The organism is Corynebacterium glyciniphilum AJ 3170 (assembly GCF_007673095.1).
Classification (GTDB): Bacteria; Actinomycetota; Actinomycetes; order Mycobacteriales; family Mycobacteriaceae; genus Corynebacterium.
In genome coordinates, this window is record NZ_VDYZ01000028.1 from 1 (window position 1) to 15,138 (window position 15,138).

Below are 15,138 nucleotides of genomic sequence, written 5' to 3' on the forward strand. Positions count from 1 at the left end.
ACCGCTATCGGAGGTTTGACTCCCTCAGCGCGTGTTCACAACCTCACGGGGAACTACACCTAGCCCCCGCACGGACCAGATAGACTCTGCAGACATGAGTGACCGGATGAAGCCCCAGACGGCGGCGAAGAAGCTGAACATCTACCTGCCTGCCACACCCCAGGAATTCCAGGACAGCACGGTGAGCCACGACGAGTTCGTGGCGTTGCAGACTGACCCGCCCCAGTGGCTGCAGGACCTGCGCCGTGAAGGCCCCCACCCCCGGCCCGAGGTGGCGCGCAAACTCGGCATCACCATCACCGCCCTCAAGGCCAATGACATGGACAAGCCGCTGACGACCGCAGACATCAAGGCGCTCCTGGAGAACCAACCCGAGTGGCTGCGCAGCGCCCGTAGTTCACTGGCGGAGAACCGCCCCGGCGCCGGAACCGACGAGAGCTGAGCCCCTTCACCGGGCGCCACCACACAGAAAGAAGTTGAGGGCCCCGTCCTTCCGGGTGACGAACCGGAAGGGCGGGGCCCTCGTGGAGAGTGCAGCCGCCGGGTGACGAATCCGACGACGCGAAGTATCTCCGCTGTGCCACAGCAGGCAGGTGAACTGCAGTCCAGGGCAGCGCGTTGGAGGTGCCGCAGCCCGAGCGCGCCGTTCCGGTGAGAAGAGGAAGCCGGAGTGCGCGGATTCGGACTGAACCCTGGGTTCCACCTGCCGTTGCGGCTGATCCACAACTGCAGTGCGTCGAGGTGACTAGCCGTCGACACATCCATGAGGTTAGCGAGACCTAAACCGGTCTGTCAACAATTAGACAACAAAAGAGTGACCTAATTCCCGGCCGTTCGTCCGCCGGTGGACTGACCTGCCCTTTCCCTGCGGATATCGACAACAACAGTCATTACCCCCGTCCCGCTCCCCCGTATCCGTCGCACCTCATACCCGTGCGCTAAATGTTTCCCACCCCACAATCCTCCCCCGGATGGGATCAAGTTACACACTTCCGGGTGCCGCTCGTTAATATGAATTTGTAACAACTAAGAGACGTGGATCACACGGACAAACTGTTTGCCCCTTCCACGACGCTCGGCCCTGATCCGGAAGGACACCATGAAGAACTACCTCCCCCGCACCATCTTCGACGAAGAACACGACATGTTCCGCGAGACCTGCAAGGACTTCGTCAATGCAGAGGTCCGTCCCCACGTCGACCGGTGGCACGAGCAGGGCTACAGTGACCGCTCCATGTTCAAGGCAGCGGGCAACCTGGGCCTGCTGGGAATCACGTCCCCCGAGGAGTTCGGTGGCGGCGGCATGCCGGACTACCGCTTCAACGCGATCCTGTCCGAGGAGCTGGCCGAAGCTGACTGCGGTTCGGTCATCGTCTCCCTCCAGGTCATCAACGACCTGGTGATCCCCTACCTCGAGCGCTTCGCCAACGACGAGCAGAAGGAGAAGTACCTCCGTCCGCTCTGCGCCGGTGACAAGATCGCCGCGATCGCCATGACCGAACCGGGTGCCGGTGCCGACCTGGCGGGAATCCGCTCCAACGCGCCGCGCGACGAGGACGGCAACTTCATCCTCAACGGTTCGAAGACCTTCATCTCCAACGGCATCCAGGCCGACTTCACCATTGTGGTGGCCATCACCGATCCGTCCAAGGGCCGCGCCGGCGTCTCCCTGCTGATCGTCGAGGACGGCATGGAGGGCTACACCAAGGCTGCCCCGCTGAAGAAGGTCGGACTGAAGGCCCAGGACACCGCAGAGCTGTCCTTCGAGAACGTGAAGGTCCCCGCTGAGAACCTCCTGGGCGAGGAAGGTGCCGGCTTCGGCTACCTGCGCACCAACCTGGCCCAGGAGCGTGTCTCCATCGCCGTCGGGTCGATCGCCACGTCCCGCCGCGCCTTCGACCTGGTCTACAAGCACTCCCAGGAGCGCAAGACCTTCGGCAACCGACTGGTCGACCACCAGGCCTACCGCTGGGAGCTGGCCAAGATGGCCACCGAGATCCAGTCCGCACAGGCCTTCGTCGACGCCGCCGTCGACGCGAAGGTCAAGGGTGAACTCGACGAGACCACCGCCTCGATGGCCAAGTACCTGACCACCGAGCTGCAGATCAAGGTCGTCAACACCGCCGTCCAGCTGCACGGCGGCTACGGTTTCATGCTGGAGTACCCCATCGCCACCCACTACCTCGATTCCCGCGTGCAGCCGATCTACGGCGGCCCGAACGAGATCATGTTGGAAATCATCAGCCGGAAGCTCGCCAAGGGCGAGAAGTAGGACGAACACCGTTCTATCGGCGCTCTCGACACCGTCGGTCCCACAACATCGGGTAGATCACACGACGGAGCCCGTCGTGGCTGTCCCGCAGAATGTGCCGGTGTCCCGGAGCAACCCCCCCAGGTCGGTCCCACCGACCTGGGGGGTTGCTCGTGCAGGCCCCGGGGCTGGGGAGTCACACCCCGCGGAACTGTGGAGCCCTCTTCTCCAGGAATGCCCGGATCGCCTCGCTGTGGTCCGCGGTCTGGAACAGCCGTCGCTGCGCACCGGCCTCCTCCCCCGCGCGGACGCTCACCGCCGCCGTGTCGCGCACGAGTGCCTTGATCTCGCGGTAGGACGCCGTCGGCCCTGTCGCGAAGCGCCGCGCCAGCTCCTGCACCGCCTCGTCCAGGTCCTCGGGAGAGACCACAGAGGTGACGATACCGAGCGCACCTGCGTCTGTGGCGCTGAGGCGTTCATCGAACAGGAGGAGTTCCAGTGCCTTGGTCTGCCCCACCGTGTCCGCGAGGGAGCGGGACAGTCCGCAGTCCGAGGCCAGGCCGACGCCGCTGAACGCCCCCTTGAACGCTGCCGCCGTCGAGGCCACCCGGAAGTCGCAGGCCATCGCGATACCCCATCCCGCCCCGGCCGCAGCACCCTGGACTGCCGCAATCACCGGCACCGGAACAGACAGCAGAGCGTCCATCATCGGGTTGTACTCGGTGATGACCTTGTCCGTGTCGACACCCTGCCGGGTCTCCTCCAGCTGCTCCTTGAGGTCCTGCCCGGAGCAGAACGCCTTACCGGATGCCCTGACCACGACGACCCGCACCGGGCCGTCCGGCGATGAATCCGCTGCCGCGGTGGCGAAAGCGTCCTTCAGCTCACGTCGCAGGTCGCGGTTCAGTGAGTTGTGCGCGTCGGGACGGTTGATGGTGATGACGCGGATTCCGTCACTGGTGGTGGTGTCGACAAGGTTCATGCCACCTCACACTACAGTCACCCCGACATACGCCATCTGTTCGACCGCCACAGCGCCACCGGTCACGCTCACCGGTGCACAGAGGTCGCTGAGCAGCTCCACGTCGAAGCCTTCCGCCACGGCGTCGAGCGCCGTGGCACGCACGCAGAAGTCGGTGGCGATACCGCACACGGCGACCCCGGTGATCCCGTGCTCACGCAACCAGTCCGCCAGCCCCGTCTCCGCACCCTCCAGGTGTCCCTCGAAGCCGGAATAGGCCGCCGTGTACTCCCCTTTGAGGAACCAGGCATCCACCAACCCGGTATCAAGGTCAGGGTGCGGGTCGGCCCCCGGGGTACCCGCGACACAGTGCACCGGCCAGGTGTCCTCGAAATCCGGTGCGACCCCGGCGGGCGCGAAATGCCCGGCGGGGTCGATGTGCCAGTCCTTCGTGCCCACGACGACGTCATAGTCAGCCTTGTGCGCACGCAGACGCACGCTGATCGCCGCGGCGACGTCCGCTCCCCGTTCCGTACCCAGGGATCCTCCGGGGCAGAAGTCGTTCTGGACGTCGACGACGATCAGGGCTTTCCGTGAGGCGCTCATGGCGCCCACAGTAGATCCGGACTAGTTGATCTTCCAGTCCTCGAGCCCCGGGTACAGCGGGAAATCGGCGGCGACCTTGTCGACACGCCTACGCAGGGTCTCCGTGTCCGCACCCTTGCCCTGCGTCAGGGCGGTGCCGATCACGTCCGCAACCTCGGTGAAGGCGTCAGCGTCGAGCCCGCGGGAGGCCAGGGCGGAGGTACCGATGCGCAGGCCGGAGGTGACCATCGGCGGGCGCGGATCGAACGGCACGGCGTTACGGTTCACCGTGATGCCGACGTCGTGCAGCAGATCCTCCGCCTCCTGCCCGTTGAGCTCGGAGTTGCGCAGGTCGGCGAGGACGAGGTGCACGTCAGTCCCCCCGGTGAGCACCTGCACGCCGGCCGCGGTGGTGTCTGCGGCGGTGAGACGCTCAGCCAGGATCTTCGCTCCCTCGAGCGTGCGGGCCTGACGGTCCCGGAAGTCCTCGGTCTGGGCGATCTTCATGGAGACGGCCTTCGCGGCGACGACGTGCATGAGCGGGCCACCCTGCTGCCCCGGGAACACCGAGGAGTTGAGCTTCTTCGCCCACTCCTGCTTCGCCAGGATCATGCCGGAGCGCGGCCCACCCAGGGTCTTGTGCACCGTCGTGGAGACCACGTCGGCGTGCGGTACCGGCGACGGGTGCAGGTCGGCGGCGACCAGTCCGGCGAAGTGTGCCATGTCGACCCACAGCTTGGCGCCGACCTCGTCGGCGATCTCGCGGAATGCGGCGAAGTCCTGCTGACGGGGGTATGCCGACCAACCACCGATGATGACCGTCGGCTTCTCCTTGATCGCCTGTTCACGGACCTTGTCCATGTCCAGGCGGAAGGTGTCGGGGTCCACCTCGTAGGCGGCGACCTCGTAGAGCTTGCCGGAGAAGTTCAGCTTCATGCCGTGGGTGAGGTGACCGCCGTGCGCCAGGGAGAGGCCCATGATCTTGTCGCCGGGGTTCGCCAGGGACATCAGGACAGCTGCATTGGCCTGCGCACCGGAGTGCGGCTGCACGTTGGCGAACTCCGCGCCGAAGACGGCCTTGGCACGGTCGCGCGCGAGATCCTCGATGATGTCGACGTTCTCGCAGCCCCCGTAGTACCGGCGTCCCGGGTACCCCTCGGCGTACTTGTTGGTCAGAACGGAGCCCTGGGCCTGGAGTACCGCACGCGGAACGAAGTTCTCGCTGGCGATCATCTCCAGCGTGTCACGCTGACGGGAGAGTTCTCCGGCGATGGCCGCGGCCACCTCCGGATCAAAATCCGCCAGTTCCGCATTGTGCTGGGACTGGTCTGGGTGGTTCGTCTGGCTCATGGGGTGGATCGCCTTTCACGTCGGCCGCACTGGATCAGAACAATCAGGACACATCATAACCTGCCGCAGCCCGCGCCACCGTTGCCGGGTGATTGGTCCAAAACATCCTCGGGTAGCACAATAGCCTCCATGCCAGCCCGAAACTCCGACGACTACTCACCGTACATCGAGCTTGACCGGTCGCAGTGGCGCTCTTTACGTCGCGCCATGCCCCAGGTCCTCAGCCCGGAAGAGCTCGAGGAGTTGAGGGGTATCGGCGAGGACATCGACATGGACGAGGTCAGTGAGGTCTACCTCCCGCTCTCCCGCATGATTGATCTGCGGTTCGAGGCGATCAGGCAGCTCAACAGCGCCACCGAAACCTTCCTCGGCGAGGACATGCCGCACGTCCCCTTCATCATCGGTGTATCGGGCTCCGTCGCGGTCGGCAAGTCCACTACCGCCCGCCTGCTCCAGGTCCTGTTGCAGCGCTGGGAATCCCGCCCCCGGGTGGACCTGATCACCACCGACGGTTTCCTCTACCCCGCCGATGAACTCAACCAACGCCACATGATGGGGCGCAAGGGCTACCCGGAGAGCTACGACCAGAAAGCCCTGCTGAACTTCGTCACCGCCGTGAAATCCGGGGCCCCGGAGGTGCCGGCGCCGGTCTACTCACACGAGAAGTACGACCGGTTGGACGAGGTCCATATCGTGGACCGTCCGGATATCCTCATCGTCGAGGGACTCAATGTCCTGCAGACGGGACCGACGTTGATGGTGTCGGACCTCTTCGACTTCTCCGTCTACGTCGACGCCGAGCGGGAGGACATCGAACGTTGGTACGTCGACCGGTTCCTGAAGCTCAAGAACACCGCCTTCCGTAAACCGGACGCCCACTTCCACCATTACGCCGCGCTCTCCGACGAGGACGCTTTGGTGGTCGCCCGCGAAATCTGGCAGACGGTGAACATGCCCAACCTGGTGGAGAACATCCTCCCCACCAGGGTGCGCGCATCACTGGTCCTGCGTAAGGGCCCCGATCATCTGGTGGAATCGGTGCGTATGCGCAAAATCTGACCGACGGGCCGACAGACGGGGTACTGCCGGTTCACTTACCGAAGCGTCGCTCGCGCACCGAGAAATCCCGCAGTGCACGGAGGAAGTCCAGCCGACGGAACGCAGGCCAGTAGGTGTCGGTGAACCAGATCTCCGAGTACGCCGACTGCCACAGCAGGAATCCGGAGAGTCGCTGTTCACCGGACGTCCTGATCACCAGGTCGGGATCCGGCTGCCCGGAGGTGTACAGGTGGTCACCGATGGCGTCATCGGTGATGTGGGCGCTCATCTCCTCCGAGGGGACGCCCTTACCCGCCAACTCGTCGACCAGCTTCTGGACGCCGTCGACGATTTCCTGTCGTCCCCCGTACCCGACCGCGATGTTGACGTGTACACCGGCGTGCTCCGTCGTCCGCGCCTCGGCGCACCGCATACGCTCGCGGAGTTCGTCGGGAATCAGGTCGAGCCGACCCATGACGTGCAGACGGAACCGCCCTTTGGCCGCGGCGAGTTCATCCGAGACGTCCCCGATGATGCGCATCAGCAGGTCGAGCTCCTCGGCACTGCGCCGCAGGTTCTCCGTACTGAGCAGGTAGACGGTGACGGATTCGATGTCCTGCTCATCGCACCAGTCGACGACCTCGACGATCTTCTTCGCCCCCACACGGTGTCCGTGGGAGACGTCGGTGAAGCCGTTCTCGCGGGCCCACCGTCGGTTTCCGTCGCACATGATGGCGACATGCTTGGGCCGACGGCGGCCCTTCAGTTCGCGCTGCAGTCGTCGCTCATAGAGCGAGTAGAGAATCACCGCTGGTCGCCACCTGGATCTTCCGTACTGCTGTCTTGGTCACCGGAATCCGCCGGCGCGGTCGTCGCACCCGTGGCTTCTGTCTCCGCCATACGCCGGTCGATGGTGTCGATGTCGAAGGGATCCAGACCGTGCGCCTCGGCGAAGTCACGTCGTTTATGCATCTTCCGCATCCGACGGTTGAAGAAGTACCCCAGGGCGAGGATGACGACGAGAAGTCCGATGATCACCAGCAGGCCGACAGGCGCGGCCTTTCCGAACTCCGGCCCCTGCGGGCCACGGTTGACCTGTTCCTGGGCCACCAGGGAAACAGTTGAGGTTAGGGACGGGGAAACCGTGATCATGTCTTCAGAGCCTATCTAAGGTGGCGGCGGTCGACCTCATTCGGGCACGACGCCGGCGAAAAGATCGTCCTCGGGCAGGGACGTCTCCACTCTCGAGCGCGCGAGTTCGAACTCCTCTGTGGGCCAGACCTGCTGTTGCAGACCGGTCGGCACGGCGAAGAACGGTCCCTCCGGGTCGATCTGGGTCGCGTGGGCCCGCAGTGCGTCGTCGCGTCGGTCGAACCACGGGGCGCAGTCCACACGGGTCGTGACGCGCGGCATGATGTCGGGCATGCCCTTCCACCGGTCCAGCGCCACCGTCGCCCGGTCGTCACCGGCATCGAGACTGGCCTGCGCCAGCAGTTCGAAGCGGCGCCGGATGAAACCGTGCGTGTAGTAGACCTTCTGCACTTCCCAGGGACGGCCGATCTCCGGGTGGTAGTCAGGATCTGCCGCGGTGTCGTAGGCCCGCATGCTGACCGCATGGGTCTTGAGGTGGTCCGGGTGGGGGTAGCCACCGTTCTCGTCGTAGGTGATGATGACGTGCGGACGGAAATCACGGATCACCCTCGTGAGTTCGAGGGTGACTGCCTCGGTGTCCTCGAGGGCGAAGCAGCCGTCAGGAAGAGGGGGAAGCGGATCACCCTCCGGCAGCCCTGAGTCGACGTATCCGAGCCAGCGGTGCGAGACGCCCAGAATGTCGGCGGCCCGCGCCATCTCCTGGCGTCGGACGTCGTTCATGTTCTCCACGACGCCGGGGACGTCCATGTTCGGGTTGAGGATGCTGCCGCGTTCACCGCCCGTGCACGTCAACACCATGACGTCCGCACCTTCATCGGCGTAGCGCGCCATCGCCGCAGCACCCTTGCTGGACTCGTCGTCCGGGTGCGCGTGAATGGCCAGGAGTCTCAGCCCCTGCCTGGACCGCTGTCGGTCTGCGCTGTTGTGAAGAGCTCCATCGCTCACGTGTCGCACCCCTTCGGTGTCGTCTGTACCGGTCAACTCTCCCATTCAACGCTCTTGTCAGGGGTGCGTCCAATTTGTCCGGCTGGCTATTCACTGACGGCACCGCCTACGATCTGAGGAATGAGCAAGGCGACCTACGGTTCCTCCCGTCAACAGGGCGTGAGCGGCAAGTTCATCGTCATCGGCATCGTGATCGTTCTGGTCGCCGTCGGCGTGTACGTGTTCTCACAGTTCCGCAACAGCACCAGTGGTGACGCCTCGGGCACCGCCGCCGGTCATGAGGTCGTTGACGGAAGTACCCTGCGGATGAACCTCGACATCACCCGCGACGACGTCGACAAACCCGCGTACTGCATCGTGACCGCACTCGACGAGTCCCATGCCGAGATCGGTCGTCGCGAGGCTGTCGTCGCCGCCGGAGGCTCCGAGAGCACCCGTCTCACGGTGGACATCCCCACCAACAGTTCGCCCGTCGCGCCCGACGTCTACGGCTGTTCGACGGTCTTCCCCGACTACCTCGATGACACCCGGACCACCGGTGACGCGGAGGACTGACAGCGGTCACTGACCGGCGCATGGACGGGATGCCGGCGGTGATACACTGTGCCCCGACAACTGTGTCGTGGGTACCCCCACGATCTTTCCGAACGACCTCAGTCCCTGTCAGACACTGTGGTCTACCTGCAGGAGGACGCGAACGCTCATGGCAGACAATCAGACGACCTGGCTCACCCAGGAATCCTTTGACCGGCTCAATGACGAGCTCAACGCGCTGAAGGCGAATCGTCCCGCTCTGGCCGCCGAGATCAACGAGCGCCGTGAAGAGGGTGACCTCAAGGAGAACGGTGGTTACCACGCCGCCCGCGAGCAGCAGGGCCAGGAGGAGGCCCGGATCGCCTACCTCGAGGAGCTGTTGGACAGCGCCACCATCGGCGAGGCCCCGCAGGAGTCCGGCGTCGCTCTCGTCGGTTCTGTCGTGCACATCTACTACGACGGCGACGAGGACGACAAGGAGACGTTCCTGATCGGGACCCGTGGCCTGGAGTCCTCGAACCCGGACCTGGAGACCTACTCCACCGATGCTCCGCTGGGTGCCGCCCTGGTCGGCGCGAAGGAGGGCGAGACCCGGGAGTACAAGAGTCCGACGGGTGACACGATCTCCGTGACGCTGGTCAAGGCTGAACCTTATGACCCGGACCGGGACGTCCCGCGCGCCGAGCAGTAGCGCGTTTCTCGGCACTCCCCGCCCCTGGCAGCAGAACAACCGCCCCACCGGAAGGAATCCGGTGGGGCGGTTTTCTGTGCCTCAGTGTGGGGCGTGAGCCCCCCCCTGCTCTAGTCCTGGTTGAAGTAGGACAGCAGGCGCAGGATCTCGGTGTAGAGCCAGACCAGGGTGACGGCCAGGCCGAGGGCGACGCCCCAGGCGTACCGGGAAGGAGCGCCGGCACGGATCAGCTTGTCGGCCTGGTCGAAGTCAGCCAGGAAGCTCAGGGCAGCCAGGCCGATGCAGACCAGGGAGAAGATGATGGCGATCGGCCCACCGTCCCGCAGCATGGACGGCTCGCCGGTGAACATGGCGAAGACGAAGTTACCCAGCACCAGGACCAGGACACCGATCATGGCGCCGACCAGCATCTTGGTGAACTTAGGCGTCACCCGGATGGCGCCGGTCTTGTAGACGACCAGCATGCCGGCGAACACACCGATGGTGCCGAGCACGGCCTGGAAGATCAGGGAGCCGGCGTTGGCGCCCCCGACGGTCATGTCGGTGAACATGTACGTGAACCCACCGACGAAGAGCCCCTCGAAGGCTGCGTACACCAGGGTGACGACCGGGGAGCCGTACTTCTTGCCGAAGGAGGAGACGAGGACGGCGACGAGACCACCGATGGCTCCGACGAGGGTCAGGCCCATGGCGAGGCTCTCACCGCTAGGACCGCTCTGACCGATCATGAAGTTCACCGCTGCCAGGACGACGATGACGGCCAGGGTGATGCCGGTCTTCGTGACGACGTCGTCGATGGTCATCGGCCGGTCGGACGCCTTGGTCGGCGCATCGTAGTTCGGGGACTGCTGGTAGGCCATCCCCTGCTGATCCTGCTGGCCCCACTGCTCGCCGGCGGACTGGTAGCCCTGCTGGTACGCGGCGGACGCGCCACGCTGGCCCTGCTGGGCACCCTCCGCCTTCGTCAACGAACTCATAAAGGGGTTCGAGCTTCTCACGACGTCATTGTCCTTCCGTCACTGTCAGTTTCATGGGCCTCCCCTCCGTCCTTGACGGACAGAACGGGCAGGCGACGCGTCCGCGTGAACGCGGTTACTCATGTACACCCTAACAACGTACGACGGGCCCACCGTGTTCCCGTAGGCCCAATTACACAAACCAGGGACATATCTGTCCCGTCTCAGATAGTGTGCTTCACATGACGAAAAAGACCCTGTCTCTCGGCCCCATCCCCGATGCGCTCGCATCTGAACTCCGGGCCTTGACCGTAAACGCAGCGACCGGAAGCATCGACAACGGCGACCGCCTCGAGATCGAGGGGTCGTTCACCGGTGAGACCATTGGTTGGGTCGGGCGCGGCACCGAGGACGACGTCGACGAGGCGTTCCGTCGTGCCCGTATCGCCCAGAAGCGCTGGGCCAAGGTCGATCCTAAGAAGCGCGGCAAGATCCTGCTGGCCTTCCACGACATCCTGCTGAAGAACCAGAAGATGATGATGGACATCATCCAGCTGGAGACCGGCAAGTCCCGCGACTCCGCCTACGAGGAAGTGATCCACTGCGCGATCACCGCCCGTTACTACGGCAACCAGGCCCACAAGATCCTCAAGGACAAACACCGTGCCGGCGTGATGCCTGTCCTCACCAAGACGACGGAGCGCCACCTGCCCAAGGGGGTCGTCGGTCAGATCAGCCCGTGGAACTACCCGCTGACACTGGCGGTGTCGGATGCCATGCCCGCACTGGCCGCCGGAAATGCCCTCGTGGCCAAGCCGGACTCCTCCACCCCGTTCTCCGCGCTGTACGCCTACAAGCTCCTCTTCGAGGCCGGCATGCCCCGCGATGTCGTCCAGCTGGTCACCGGCCCAGGGCGCGTGGTCGGCAATTCCATCGCCGAGCAGTGCGACCACCTGATGTTCACCGGCTCCACGGAGACCGGCAAGAAGCTCGGCGAGATCGCCGGCCGTCGACTCATCGGCTACTCCGCCGAACTCGGCGGTAAGAACCCGATGATCGTGACCGGGGACGCGGACGTCGACAAGATCATGCCGACGGTGCTGACCGGCTGCTTCTCGAACTCAGGGCAGCTGTGTGTGTCCATCGAGCGTATCTACGTGCACAAGGACAAGTACGACGACTTCGTCCCCAAGTTCGCCCAGGCGACGAAGGACCTGAAGCTGGGTGCCGGCTTCGACTGGAACATCCAGATGGGCTCACTGATCGGCGCCAGCCAGATCTCGACCGTGGAGAAGATGGTCGACGATGCCGTGGACAAGGGAGCCACTCTCGTCGCCGGCGGTAAAGCACGGCCGGACCTGGGCCCGTACTTCTACGAGCCCACCGTGTTCACCGACGTTCCCGACGACGCCGACCTCAAGCGTGGCGAGGTCTTCGGACCGGTCGTCTACGTCGAGAAGGTCGATTCCCACGACGAGGCTGTCGAGAAAGCCAACGACACCGACTACGGGCTGAACGCGGCCGTCTTCGGCCCCTCGAAGACCTCCACCGGCATCGCCGAGCAGCTGTTCTCCGGGACCGTCAACATCAACGACGGCTATGCTGCGGCGTTCGCCTCGGTGGACAACGAGATGGGCGGTACCCGAGAGTCCGGTCAGGGGCGTCGCCAGGGAGCCTCCGGTCTGTTGAAGTACACGGAGACCCAGAACGTGACCGATGAGCGGGTTCTGCCGATCCGCGGGCCGGAGTTCCTGAAGCCCCGCGCCTACGCCGCCGTGATGACGGTGCTGCTGCGTGCCGGGAAGACCTTCAAGGTCCTGAAGTAATCTCCGCCGGGCTGGCCCCGGCTGGCCCCGCTGTGGCGCCGGCTCAACCGCGGACCGGGCGGACGGACACCTCTTCGATGATCGACTCGTCGGTCGTGTCCACCGCCAGGCGTACTGCCGCCGCCACCGAGGCCGGTGCCACGTAACGCGAACCGTCGTAGTCGGTGTTTCCCCTCCCCTCCTGCAGGGCCACCTGCATATCCGTGTCGACACGACCTGGATGTACCGAACTGACCCGGACGCGGCCCCGCTCCTCCTCACGCAGTGCATCCGTCAGCGCTCTGAGAGCGAACTTCGTCCCCGAGTACGGTGCCTGTCCCGCTCCGGACCGGTAACCGGACCCGGAATTGATGGCCACCACGGTCCCCCGTCCCGCACGCAACGCGGGAAGCAGGTGCCGGGTCAGCTCAGCCACGCCGAAGACGTTGACCGCGAACATCTTCTGCCACTGCTCCCACTGCATGTCCTCGATGGTCGACTCCCCTGCAAGGCCGGCGGAATGCACCAGGACATCGAGCCGTTCCAGGGCGTCCGGCTCTGTCTCCTTCAACGTCGCGACAGCCTCGCTGATGGAACGCGGGTCACTCAGGTCAACGTCTGCACTGGACCAGGAGATCACCCGGTGAGTCCGGGAAAGGTCCTCGACCACAGCCGCCCCGATCCCCCGGGAGCCTCCGGTAACGAGTGCCAGCGGTGTGTCCTGTCCGTGATCTGTCATAGTGTCCATGCCCCGAGCGTAGCCGCCCTTCCGTATGCTCGGAGGTGGCCGGGGCTGACCTGCTCCGTGAGCACGCCATGAGGTTACGTACCGCGAAAGGACACCGTCATGTTCGGAACCGCACTCACCACCCTGATTCTCGGCGCGATCTCGGGGGCCGGCGCCTGGTTCGCCTGGGACCAGAACCGCAAGAGCCTCTCCGTCGCCCTGACGGTACTCACCCTGATCTTCGCCGTGATCGCGATCTCCACCGCATTCGCGGGGGCCGTGGCTGTCGTCGTGAAGCTGTTGCCGATCCTGCTGATCATCCTGGTGGCGTGGCTCGGCTTCAAGCAGCTGCAGAACACGTCCTCGAAGCCGCGCGCCTGAGGCCTGTCACTCGCACAGCCACCGTCGTCAGTCTCTCGGCCGCTTCTTCCGGAAGTAGACGCGACTGCGGACACTGGCGACCACGTCACCCGCTTCATCGACGATGTCCGTCTCGAACCAGTGGAGGTACTTCGACCCGTCAGCGGTGCGTTCCCTGATCATGTCGAAGGTTTCGTCGTCAGTGCGCATGTCGGCGACGAGTCGGCCCCGCCCCGGTTTGCGGTAGGTCACGTGCGACTCGGCGTCCCACACGTTGTAGGCTCCGCCGAGACGGGTCAGCCCCATGAAGAGGTAGAACCCGTCCGTCATTGTCTGGATCGTCCCACCGAAAGCAGTACCCACCAGGTTGGCGTTGATGCGACGCGGCCGGTGGGACGTCACGACGCGGGAACCGTCATTCGCGATGTAGTTGATCCGGATGCCGGAACCGAGGTAGGGCGGGAAGACCCCCAGCATGGTCTTCAGTTGGCGCGGGCTGGGTCGCAGCATAGCTCCTCCATGGAGTGGTCAATACAGAACAGGTTGCCGCTGATGTTATATCGGCCCCACCGGTCCCGCTCCCGATTTGAATAACGCAGAGAAACTAACGGACGTCGGCGGATGAGTTACGCCAGAGTCCGAGACCTGCCAGCACCAGGAACCACGCCACGATGATCAGGTAGCACACCACGGTACTGATCCCGAGCCCCAACGGATCAGCCCCACTGATCAACTGGTCCTGGCGCTGTACCGGGGCGATCGCTGCGAGGGGCCGGAACGCCTCGATCTGTTCGGCGGCGAACCCCAGCATGCTGTCAATCAACAGCACCCAGGCGACCGGGACAGCGACAGCGGCAACCTGGCTACGGATGACACAGGCCAGTCCGACCGTCATCGCCGAGAAGATGACCGAACCGATCAGTGGTACGTAGAACATGCTGAGTCCGGTACCGAGGTCCGTCCCGGAGCCGAGGACTGCCGCCACTCCCAGCGACAGGGCTGTACCGACGAGGTAGAGCACGGCGATGAACACCGCTGTGGTCAGCATCTTCGCCACAACCCACTCCCAGCGTCCCCGTTGTGTCAGGAACGCCTGGGCGTGCATGTGGTTCCGGATGTCACCGGCCGTGGTGGCCGCGGCAAAGACGACGGCGATGAGCAGGAAGATCTGGTAGCCGAAGGTGATCGTCGACCAGTCGAAGTCGGGGCGGTCACCGAACAAACCCATCAATGTGACGGGACCGAACAGGGATCCGGCCAGCAGAATCGCGTAGACCAACGTTGACCGCATGCTGAACAGCTTGGTGGTCTCAGAACGGAGGGAATTAAGCAGGCTTGTCATTGTTTTCCTCTGTTTTCCTCTGTTTTCCTCTGTTTTCCTCTGTTTTCCTCTACTTTGCTGCGGTGGGGTCGTCGGCGCCCGTGGACTCAGTGCGGTACTCCTGGGCGTCAGCGGTAGCAGCCAGGAAGCGGGACTCCAGATCCTCGCTGTCCGCACGCAGACCGGTGACGAGGACTCCGGCGGTGAAGGCAGTTTCGGCGACAGCCCGACGGACGATCTCATCGGAGACACCGTCCGGAACATCCACCGTCAACTGCGACCCGGACGCCTCCCCGGCGTTGTCACCGACGGCGTAGCCGGCAGTGAAACCGGCGTTGCCCAGTGCCGTGGACAATGCCTCACCACTGCGCGCGTCAACAGTCTCAACAACCACCCGGGCCCCGCCGGCGAGGAACTCCTCCATCGAATACTCACCAATCATCCGCCCCTTACCAATCACCA

17 protein-coding genes and 1 pseudogene are annotated in these 15,138 nt (G+C 64.5%); 7 read left to right on the plus strand and 11 right to left on the minus strand.

Annotated elements, in window-relative coordinates; all coding sequences use genetic code 11:
- Positions 1–106 precede the first annotated feature (106 nt).
- Both FS507_RS16005 and FS507_RS16010 read left to right on the plus strand, forming a co-directional pair.
- Positions 107–442, plus strand: coding sequence for a DUF5997 family protein (locus FS507_RS16005; RefSeq protein ID WP_145943781.1), 336 nt, complete (start codon positions 107–109; stop codon positions 440–442).
- Positions 443–1,099: 657 nt separating this feature from the next.
- Positions 1,100–2,272 carry an acyl-CoA dehydrogenase family protein gene (locus tag FS507_RS16010; protein ID WP_145943766.1) on the plus strand — a complete coding sequence of 391 codons (1,173 nt, stop codon included), beginning with the start codon at positions 1,100–1,102 and terminating at the stop codon, positions 2,270–2,272.
- A 175-nt stretch (positions 2,273–2,447) separates the two neighbouring features.
- Here FS507_RS16010 and FS507_RS16015 read toward each other — a convergent pair whose 3' ends face one another.
- From FS507_RS16015 to glyA, 3 genes are read right to left on the minus strand one after another with little or no spacing between them, the layout of a single operon-like run.
- The gene (locus FS507_RS16015; RefSeq protein WP_145943767.1) at positions 2,448–3,233 is read right to left on the minus strand and encodes an enoyl-CoA hydratase-related protein; all 786 of its coding nucleotides are present in this window, start codon (positions 3,231–3,233) and stop codon (positions 2,448–2,450) included.
- A 6-nt stretch (positions 3,234–3,239) separates the two neighbouring features.
- Positions 3,240–3,818, minus strand: coding sequence for an isochorismatase family protein (locus FS507_RS16020; RefSeq protein WP_145943768.1), 579 nt, complete (start codon positions 3,816–3,818; stop codon positions 3,240–3,242).
- 21 nt (positions 3,819–3,839) lie between these two features.
- The gene (glyA, locus tag FS507_RS16025; protein WP_145943769.1) at positions 3,840–5,147 is read right to left on the minus strand and encodes a serine hydroxymethyltransferase; all 1,308 of its coding nucleotides are present in this window, start codon (positions 5,145–5,147) and stop codon (positions 3,840–3,842) included.
- Positions 5,148–5,276: 129 nt separating this feature from the next.
- On the opposite strand from glyA, the gene coaA reads away from it, so the two are divergent.
- Entirely contained in the window at positions 5,277–6,206 is a 930-nt protein-coding gene (gene coaA, locus FS507_RS16030) for a type I pantothenate kinase (protein ID WP_145943770.1), read from the plus strand.
- A gap of 31 nt (positions 6,207–6,237) precedes the next feature.
- Here coaA and FS507_RS16035 read toward each other — a convergent pair whose 3' ends face one another.
- The 3 genes from FS507_RS16035 to mca form a co-directional block, all read right to left on the minus strand.
- The gene (locus tag FS507_RS16035; protein ID WP_145943771.1) at positions 6,238–6,993 is read right to left on the minus strand and encodes an isoprenyl transferase; all 756 of its coding nucleotides are present in this window, start codon (positions 6,991–6,993) and stop codon (positions 6,238–6,240) included.
- Positions 6,990–7,295: a hypothetical protein gene (locus FS507_RS16040; RefSeq protein WP_260853578.1), complete on the minus strand. Its 306-nt coding sequence runs from the start codon at positions 7,293–7,295 to the stop codon at positions 6,990–6,992. Before FS507_RS16040 ends, FS507_RS16035 begins: the two co-directional genes overlap by 4 nt.
- 78 nt (positions 7,296–7,373) lie before the next feature.
- Positions 7,374–8,282 carry a mycothiol conjugate amidase Mca gene (gene mca / locus FS507_RS16045; RefSeq protein ID WP_260853579.1) on the minus strand — a complete coding sequence of 303 codons (909 nt, stop codon included), beginning with the start codon at positions 8,280–8,282 and terminating at the stop codon, positions 7,374–7,376.
- Positions 8,283–8,402: 120 nt separating this feature from the next.
- On the opposite strand from mca, the gene FS507_RS16050 reads away from it, so the two are divergent.
- Positions 8,403–8,837 carry a DUF4307 domain-containing protein gene (locus FS507_RS16050; RefSeq protein WP_260853580.1) on the plus strand — a complete coding sequence of 145 codons (435 nt, stop codon included), beginning with the start codon at positions 8,403–8,405 and terminating at the stop codon, positions 8,835–8,837.
- A gap of 148 nt (positions 8,838–8,985) precedes the next feature.
- A complete protein-coding gene (gene greA, locus FS507_RS16055) occupies positions 8,986–9,507 on the plus strand; it encodes a transcription elongation factor GreA (protein WP_038547440.1) in 522 nt (173 codons plus the stop codon).
- A 110-nt stretch (positions 9,508–9,617) separates the two neighbouring features.
- On the opposite strand, the gene FS507_RS16060 is transcribed toward greA, so the two are convergent.
- A complete protein-coding gene (locus FS507_RS16060; protein ID WP_145943774.1) occupies positions 9,618–10,505 on the minus strand; it encodes a Bax inhibitor-1/YccA family protein in 888 nt (295 codons plus the stop codon).
- A 200-nt stretch (positions 10,506–10,705) separates the two neighbouring features.
- Here FS507_RS16060 and FS507_RS16065 point away from each other — a divergent pair, with 200 nt between their 5' ends.
- Positions 10,706–12,289 carry a succinic semialdehyde dehydrogenase gene (locus tag FS507_RS16065; RefSeq protein ID WP_145943775.1) on the plus strand — a complete coding sequence of 528 codons (1,584 nt, stop codon included), beginning with the start codon at positions 10,706–10,708 and terminating at the stop codon, positions 12,287–12,289.
- 43 nt (positions 12,290–12,332) lie between these two features.
- Here the strand turns inward: FS507_RS16065 and FS507_RS16070 are convergent, their stop codons facing one another.
- On the minus strand, positions 12,333–13,016 hold the full coding sequence (locus FS507_RS16070) for an SDR family oxidoreductase (protein ID WP_145943776.1): 684 nt from the start codon (positions 13,014–13,016) through the stop codon (positions 12,333–12,335).
- 99 nt (positions 13,017–13,115) lie between these two features.
- Between FS507_RS16070 and FS507_RS16075 the strand changes: the two genes are divergently transcribed.
- Positions 13,116–13,376 (plus strand): hypothetical protein, encoded by a 261-nt coding sequence (locus FS507_RS16075; protein ID WP_145943777.1) that lies wholly within the window; start codon positions 13,116–13,118, stop codon positions 13,374–13,376.
- A 27-nt stretch (positions 13,377–13,403) separates the two neighbouring features.
- On the opposite strand, the gene FS507_RS16080 is transcribed toward FS507_RS16075, so the two are convergent.
- From FS507_RS16080 to FS507_RS16090, 3 genes and pseudogenes are all read right to left on the minus strand, one after another.
- Positions 13,404–13,865, minus strand: a complete 462-nt coding sequence (locus tag FS507_RS16080; protein ID WP_145943778.1) for a PaaI family thioesterase — start codon at positions 13,863–13,865, stop codon at positions 13,404–13,406.
- Positions 13,866–13,959: 94 nt separating this feature from the next.
- On the minus strand, positions 13,960–14,697 hold the full coding sequence (locus tag FS507_RS16085; protein ID WP_145943779.1) for an ABC transporter permease: 738 nt from the start codon (positions 14,695–14,697) through the stop codon (positions 13,960–13,962).
- 49 nt (positions 14,698–14,746) lie between these two features.
- Positions 14,747–15,138 (minus strand): annotated as a pseudogene (locus tag FS507_RS16090) (ABC transporter ATP-binding protein); the annotation flags it as partial.